This is a genomic window from Mesorhizobium sp. M7A.F.Ca.US.014.04.1.1 (assembly GCF_003998745.1).
Taxonomy (GTDB): domain Bacteria; phylum Pseudomonadota; class Alphaproteobacteria; order Rhizobiales; family Rhizobiaceae; genus Mesorhizobium; species Mesorhizobium ciceri.
Map to the genome: position 1 here is coordinate 1 of NZ_RZRW01000299.1, position 7,173 is coordinate 7,173.

General features: G+C 65.1%; 8 protein-coding genes. 3 read left to right on the forward strand and 5 right to left on the reverse strand.

Annotated features, from left to right (window positions below):
* Positions 1 to 36 precede the first annotated feature (36 nt).
* The 5 genes from EOA22_RS19660 to EOA22_RS19675 all read right to left on the reverse strand — a co-directional run bounded on the left by EOA22_RS19660 (position 37) and on the right by EOA22_RS19675 (position 4,847).
* The gene (locus tag EOA22_RS19660; RefSeq protein WP_063168604.1) at positions 37 to 1,143 is read right to left on the reverse strand and encodes a glycosyltransferase family A protein; all 1,107 of its coding nucleotides are present in this window, start codon (positions 1,141 to 1,143) and stop codon (positions 37 to 39) included.
* Positions 1,140 to 2,309, reverse strand: coding sequence for an acyltransferase (locus EOA22_RS19665; RefSeq protein WP_024501681.1), 1,170 nt, complete (start codon positions 2,307 to 2,309; stop codon positions 1,140 to 1,142). Before EOA22_RS19665 ends, EOA22_RS19660 begins: the two co-directional genes overlap by 4 nt.
* A complete protein-coding gene (locus EOA22_RS38160) occupies positions 2,309 to 2,446 on the reverse strand; it encodes a hypothetical protein (RefSeq protein ID WP_206521301.1) in 138 nt (45 codons plus the stop codon). Before EOA22_RS38160 ends, EOA22_RS19665 begins: the two co-directional genes overlap by 1 nt.
* 434 nt (positions 2,447 to 2,880) lie before the next feature.
* Entirely contained in the window at positions 2,881 to 4,122 is a 1,242-nt protein-coding gene (locus EOA22_RS19670) for an ATP-binding protein (protein ID WP_063168603.1), read from the reverse strand.
* Positions 4,119 to 4,847 carry a response regulator gene (locus EOA22_RS19675; RefSeq protein WP_013530679.1) on the reverse strand — a complete coding sequence of 243 codons (729 nt, stop codon included), beginning with the start codon at positions 4,845 to 4,847 and terminating at the stop codon, positions 4,119 to 4,121. The genes EOA22_RS19670 and EOA22_RS19675 overlap by 4 nt, the downstream gene beginning before the upstream one ends.
* Positions 4,848 to 5,086: 239 nt before the next feature.
* On the opposite strand from EOA22_RS19675, the gene EOA22_RS19680 reads away from it, so the two are divergent.
* The 3 genes from EOA22_RS19680 to EOA22_RS19690 form a co-directional block, all read left to right on the forward strand.
* Positions 5,087 to 5,767, forward strand: coding sequence for a hypothetical protein (locus tag EOA22_RS19680; protein WP_063168602.1), 681 nt, complete (start codon positions 5,087 to 5,089; stop codon positions 5,765 to 5,767).
* Positions 5,768 to 5,928: 161 nt separating this feature from the next.
* On the forward strand, positions 5,929 to 6,135 hold the full coding sequence (locus EOA22_RS19685) for a hypothetical protein (protein ID WP_013530681.1): 207 nt from the start codon (positions 5,929 to 5,931) through the stop codon (positions 6,133 to 6,135).
* A 305-nt stretch (positions 6,136 to 6,440) separates the two neighbouring features.
* The coding region (locus EOA22_RS19690; RefSeq protein WP_245478659.1) for an efflux RND transporter periplasmic adaptor subunit at positions 6,441 to 7,173 on the forward strand (733 nt) is incomplete at its 3' end.

Below are 7,173 nucleotides of genomic sequence, written 5' to 3' on the forward strand. Positions count from 1 at the left end.
GCGCTGCAGGGGTTGGTTGACTTTGACGATCATGCCTCAGCCCGCCTGATAAGGTGCCAGAACCGCCGCGGCGGGCGCAGATTTGAAGAAGTATGCCATGGCATCGGCCTGCCTGGCGGCCGACAGCGAAGCGCGGCTGAGCCAGGGCGCCCAGGCGCCGGGCCGCAGCGCATATTGTTCGCGGCGCCGGATGACGTTCCATTTGGCGGTCCGCGTCAGCAATTCATGGGTGAGCGCGGGCTGGTTTTCGTCGGCGACGAGCTGGTAGAGGAAATAGAATAGGTTCAGCGCGCCGGCCTCGAAGCTCGGCCGCGTCGCCGCCGGCAGCGAGGAAATCTCCTCCTCCAGCGCGACGATGAAGTCGGCCGCACGGGCGACGGTGCCGTGGCTGACCGCATCGCCAATGTCGCGCAGGTCCCGCGTGGCCTGCGCCAGGTCCTCCCGCTCGAGGTTCTCGGCCACGATCCGCAAATGCGTCCTGCGCATCTCCTTGACGTGCCGGCTCGTCACGCTTGCCTCATGGACGCGGTAGACGACCAGGTTTTCGGGCATCATGGCTGCCGGGTAACGGCCGGCCAGCCGCCTGAAAAGATCGAAGTCCTCGGCATGCCGGTAGGCCTGGTCATAGTGCAGGACGCTGTCGTCGATGACCTTCCTGTTGTAGACGACCGTCGGGTGCATGAAGATCGTGAAGAACATCGCCAATACAGGGATGCGGCCGAACTGGAACACCGGATCGGGCCTGCCCCTGGCGATGCGGCCGCGGATCAACATGTCGACGCCGGCGCCGCAGAAGCCCAGTTCGGGCCGCCGCTCGAACAGCGCCACCTGGCGCGACAAACGCCAGGGATAGGCGACGTCGTCGGCATCCATCCGCGCGACCAGTTCGCCCCGGGCGATCGCCAGCCCTTCGTTGAGCGTCGCGACAAGGCCACGGTTTTCGCGCGAGATGATCGAAATGCGGCTGTCGGCCTTTTGGCATCGCTCGAGTATCTCGAGCGAATTATCGGTCGAACCGTCATCGATCGCGATGATCTCCAGGCGACTGTGATCCTGCCGCAGGATGCTTCCCAGCGCGGTGGCGAGATAGGGACCGGCATTGTAGACCGGCAACAGGACGGAGACGAGCGGTGCGGCGATCATCGTCTTGCATCCGTGCGCTGGAGTTCGAGCGCCGGTGTGCGGCCATCGGGCGATCCGCCAGCCGCCGTCGCGAGCCAGCCGCCATGGCTGCCCTGTGCGGAGCGGGTGCGCGCGACATAGGGGAAGTGGCGCTTCAGGCTGTTGAGCGGCCTCTCGAAAACCACCCAGGAAATCGAGGCCGCGACAATCGTGGCGGCGCTCGCAACCAGGAAACGCCCTGGCCCTTGCTCCGAGACGTTGAGCGGAATCCAGGGTTGCGCCTTGACGGCGAGCGACAGCAATATCGGATGATAGAGATAGACGCCGTAGCTGATGCGGCCGAGGCCAAGCAGCGGCGGCAGTTCGGCAAGCTTTCCCAAAGTGCCGCCAAGGCCGCGCGAACAGGCTGCGACGATGACCATCAGCGGCACCAGCGGCAGGACTTGCCGCACCAGCCAATGGGTCCATTCGAGCATCGGATCGGCGGGCGCAGGCACAAACCACTCGATGACAAGGAATGCGGCCGCGAAGGCAGGCCAGCTGAGCCGCATCCAGTGCGGCAGGGCCGCGCCCCTGGATCGCCAGCAGGCAAGCAGCGCGCCCGTCGCCAGCGCATCCATGGATGCCGGCGGCAGCAGGTCGCGCGCCAGCGTCGTGTTGGCGGTGAGCGGCCAATAAAAGCGATAGGCCAGCGACAGTGCGATGACGCCGATGCAGATCTGTTCGAAGCGGCGGCGCGGGGCCAACAGGACGACCAGCGGCCAGGCAAGATAGAACTGCTCCTCGATGCTCAGGCTCCAGAAATGGCACAGCACCCAAGGGTTCCAGTCATTGCGCAGCGCATACCAGAAATTCGACAGGTAAAGCGCATGCCAGACCAGCGATCCCCTGGATTGGTCCAGGTCGACCAGCCAGACGAAACCCAGGACGGCGAAATAGGGTGGAAATATCCGCAAGCCTCGCCTGATATAGAAGGATCGCAGCGCGGGACCGGTCTCGAATTCGGCGGCCGAACGCGCTTCCAGGAGCAGGCGCGTGATCAGGAAGCCGCTCAGCACGAAGAACAGCCGCACGCCGATATGGCCCCAGAATGAAGATCCTCCAGCGGCGAAGAAATGGGAATACAACACCATCGTCACGGCGATGGCTCTCAACGCATCCAGTTGGATGTCGCGGGCGCTTCCCATCAGCGGCATCCGCCAGCGTGATGGCCGCGACCAAGCCGCCAGCCGGCCGTTTCGAGCGGCAGGCCAAGGCGGGCGAGACCCGCCAGAGCGCAGGCATCGTCAAACCTACGCTCGAAATCGACGGACGGGTAGCTCAAGCTGGTCAACCTGGCGGGATCCTCCACGGCGCATATCCAGTCGCAAACGAGTCCCCCAGGAGATCGTTCGGCTACGGCATTGTGCGGCGCAACACAAAAAATCTACCCAGCTGAAATACTTATGTGAGCAAGTGCTAAAAAATTGAGAAAACCGAGCGTTTCTCGTCAATTCTGGCGATTTTTCTCAGAACTTAAACGCTGTGGTTTAAATTTTGCCGATGTTCCCGCCTCGGTTGATTTGCGAGCTCGTGGCTTAAGAGCCTAGTTCTTTGTTAGACCACAGGAAATTCCGTAATCTATATTTTGTCTATATGGATCCGGCCCTGGCTCCGTGAAGAAATGATTTGGAACCATTAGCTTTGCGCGGTGCAGCATCGTCTCTGTTTTTCGTCGTTGCCACGCGCAACGCCCATTACTCGGCTGACCGCCAACCCTCACACCGCGTCGAACACCACCGTCTGCTCCAGCCCGCCGCCCCGGCGGTTTTCCAGTGTTACCGTGCCTCCGTAGCGCTCGATGATTTCCTTGGCGATGGCGAGGCCAAGACCAGCTCCGGGGATCGATTGCAGGCGGCCGGGGTCGACGCGGAAAAAGGGCTCGAACGCCTTGTTCAGGAGTTCCGGGGGGATGCCCGGCCCATGGTCCGATATGGTCAGCACGGCGCGATTGTCGGTCGCGGCCAGGTCGATGCGGCACGCCTTGCCATGGGTGGCGGCGTTGACGATCAGGTTGCGCAAGGCGCGGCGCAGGCCGAGCGCGCCGGCGCGCACGCAAACCTTTTCCAGGTGCCCGATCGAGACGGCATGGCCGAGCGACACCATCTCGGCTTCGATATCGCGCACCGTCTTTGCCAGGTCCACCGCTTCGACGGCGTCCTGGTTGACCTCTTCGCGCACCAGGCGGATGGCGCTGTCGGCGATGCGATCGAGTTCGTCGAGGTCGTGAAGCCATTTGTCGCGTTCGTCGTCCAGGAATTCGGCGCGCAGCCGCATGCGCGTCATCGGCGTGCGCAGATCATGGCCGGCAGCCGCGACCAGCCGCATGCGGCTTTCCATGGCGGTCCGCAGCCGCGACGAGAGCTGGTTCAGCGCATGCGCGGTGGCCTTGACCTCGGCCGAACCCACTTCCGGCACCGCCGCCAGCACGCCGTCCGATCCGATCTTGGAGACGGCGGCCTCCAGCATTTCGAGCGGTCGGATCAGCACCGAGGTGAAATAGACCGATACCGCCGTGGCGCCGGCGACGATCAGCGAGATCCAGCCGGCCAGAACCAGCCATTCTCGCCGCGGCGGCTTGAGGTGCGGCACCTCAATGATCGCCCATCGGCTGTCGGGCAGGTGCATCGATGCGATCTGGCCGGGTTCGTCCGGCTTCTCGTTGACGACCGCGGGAAAGTCGAGGCCACGGCGGTGCAGGATGTCGTTGAGCATCGCCGTTTCCGCACGAGCCACCTTGCCGCCCGCTGGATGGTCGGCGAATTGAACCCGCAGGACGTCGGGGATCGGCCCCGGCAAGAGCCGCACCACCATTTCCATCTGTTGGGCAATCCACGGCACGGTCAGTTCCGGCGGCGGTCCGCCGCCGCGCACGCTGATGACGGCGGCCGTCGCCAGGCCGACGACGCCGACGATCGAGGCGACCAACAGCAGGATGAGACGGCGGCGCAGCGAATTCACGCGTGGCTCTCCACGGTCTCGACACGCGCCGTGAGCTGGTAGCCGCCATTGCGCACGGTCTTGAACAGCGGCCCGTCGCCGGTGTCGGAAAATTTGCGGCGCAGCCGGCTCACCAGCACATCGACCGAGCGTTCCAGCGGATCGCGTTCGCGGCCCTGCGTCAGGTCGAGAAGCTGGTCGCGCGACAAAAGCCGGCCGGGACGGTCGAGAAACACCTGCAAAAGATCGAACTCGGCGCCGGTGAGGTCGACGGCCACGCCTCGCGCATCCGTCACCTTGCGGGTCTCCGGTTCCAGCCTATAGCTGGCAAAGCGGTAGATGCGCGCGCGCGGCGGCGCGGGCGCCTCCTCGGGCGTCGAGCGCCTGAGCACCGCGCGGATGCGGGCAATGAGCTCACGCGGGTTGAACGGCTTGCCGAGATAGTCGTCGGCGCCGAGTTCCAGGCCGATGATGCGGTCGACATCTTCCTTCAGCGCGGTCAGCAGGATGATCGGGGTGTGCGGCTTGCGGTCGCGCAAACCGCGGCAGATATCGAGCCCCGAGCCGTCCGGCAGCATCACGTCGAGCACGATCAGGTCGAATTGGCCGGAGCCAAGCCGTTGCTCGCATTCGCGCCGGTCCGCCGCCGCCGTGACGCGAAAGCCCTGGCTGTCGAGGTAACGCTGGAGAAGCGTCCTGATCTCGCGGTCGTCGTCGACGACGAGGATATGGGGTTGTGACTGCATGACCGTGCCGTTGCCGATGAATATTGGGACCCGTGATTGCAGGGGCTTGCCGCGATTATAGGAGAGCCGCGCCCGAGCGGCGTGGAAAATTGCAACCGAACGTTTCCGGCGGGCCATGGGAAACATTCGGAAACAAATTGCCCTTTTGCGGAAACCTTCGGCAACACGCCGACGCGAAGCGGACAAAGACGCTTCCTATCCTCTGAACCGTCCGAAGCATGAGAGAAAGGAACATCTTTATGCCAAGCAGACTTCTTGCGCTCGGCCTGTTTTCCGTCGCCGCAATTCACCCCGCGCTGGCGGCGCAGCCCGACCCCGGCGCCGGACCCGGTGAGCCGCCCCCTGTCATGGCCATGCAGGATGGGGCAGGCCACGGCCGGAATGGACCCGGCCCGCATGGACCGATGCGACCTGGTTCGCAGGGTTTCGGCCCGCAAGGCTTTGGCCCCCGCCGCATGGGTCCGCCGCCGGAATTCATGCTGGCCGCCCGGCTCGCCGCGCTGGAGACCCGCGTCGGCATCCGCACCGAACAGCTCGACGCCTGGCGCGACTACACCAGCGCGCTGCAGGCGGTGCTTTCGCAGCCTCGGCCTGACCGCGGGCGGCCCGTTGGTGCTGAAGCGAAGGACCCCGACGCAGCAGGCCCGGGCGGCAAGCCCGATCCCTTCGCCTTCCAGGAAAAGCTGGCCGACGACGTTACCGCCCGCGCGGTTTCGGCCGGCAGACTGAAGGAGGCGATCTCTGAACTGCGCGCCAAGCTGACGCCCGAACAACTCGAACTCCTCGCTTCGGCGGAACGTGCCCATGGATCACCCCCCGGTCCCTGGGGCGGTCCGCCGAACGATGCAGCCGGCCCCAGAGGCCTGCCCAACGATGGCAGGCAGCTCCCGCCCCAGCCCGGGAACGACGAGCAACTCTGACCGACTGCACCGGCCGGCCCGGTACCCAACCCGTTCTCGGGTCGGCCGGTTCTCCGGGGATGGCGGGCGTATCTCCGCCATCCTCGTTTCAATCACGCCCAGTTCGAATCGCGCCAATTCGGAACCATGCCCAATTCGAACCCTGCAATGGAAGCACGACAATGTGGGAAGCCATGATCATGCTGCGGCTGCTCGCGTCCGCCAGCCCGAGGCTCTCGTTCGGTCCTGTCGGGCGAGGCATGCCGCTGGCCCCGCCGGCCGACACGCTGAAGGGCGCGATCCGCCTGAGTTTCGCCGGCTGGCGGTTGTCGCTCCCGCTGTCGCAGCCGCTCGACAACCATGGGCATGATGACCGCAAGATCGCGTGAATTCCGGCAAGGCGCTTGGCATGTCCTCGCTGATCGGCATAATGATGTTGGTGGGCATCGCGGCCGGCTACTCGACCTTCGAGCAGCTCCGGCCGCCGAGAAGGAGCGCGACATGAGCCGCTTCGAAGCATTGCTCGTCGCCGCCCGCAGACCGGCGCGGCCCACCATCAAGATATCGGCCGGCATGCCTCGACCAAGCGGTCGATTGCCCGCGCCCGCAACTCCAGCGAAAGATCATTCAGTCCATGTCTATCCAGCCTAGCCCGTCTTTGCAGCCGGCACGCCGTCTGGCGCCCTGGACCGCGATGTTCGCATCCGCCTTTCTGCTGGCGGCCTGCTCGCAGGAGAGCAGCGCCCCCGCAGGCATGGGCGCGCCCGGCAAACCGGAAGTCGGCGTCGTCACCCTGCATCCGCAATCGGTGGCGATCACCGCCGAACTGTCGGGACGCACGGCGGCCTCGCTGGTTGCCGAAGTGCGCCCGCAGGTGAACGGCATTATCCAGCAGCGCCTGTTCAAGGAGGGCAGCGAGGTGGCGGCTGGACAGCCGCTCTACCTCATCGATCCGGCGAGCTACAAGGCGTCCTACGATAGCGCGGTCGCCGCACAGCAGAAGGCGGAAGCGGCGGTGCCTACGGCGCAGGCCAAGTTCGACCGTTATGCCGGCCTGTTGAAGCAGAACGTTGTTTCCAAACAGGATTATGACGATGCCGCCGCCACGCTGGCGCAGGCGCAAGCCGATGTCGCCTCGGCCAAGGCCAGTGCCGAGACGGCGCGCATCAGCCTCGACCGGACCTCCATCACGGCACCGATCGCCGGGCGCATCGACAAGTCCACGCTGACGCCGGGCGCGCTGGTGACCGCGAACCAGGACACGGTGCTGACCACCATCCGTGCCCTCGATCCGATCAATGTCGACGTCACGCAGTCGAGCACCAACCTGCTCAATCTGCGCCAGGCGATCTCGGAAGGGCGGCTGAAGTTCAGCGGGCCCAATGTCAGCGTGAAGCTGAAGCTCGAGAACGGCACCATCTACACGC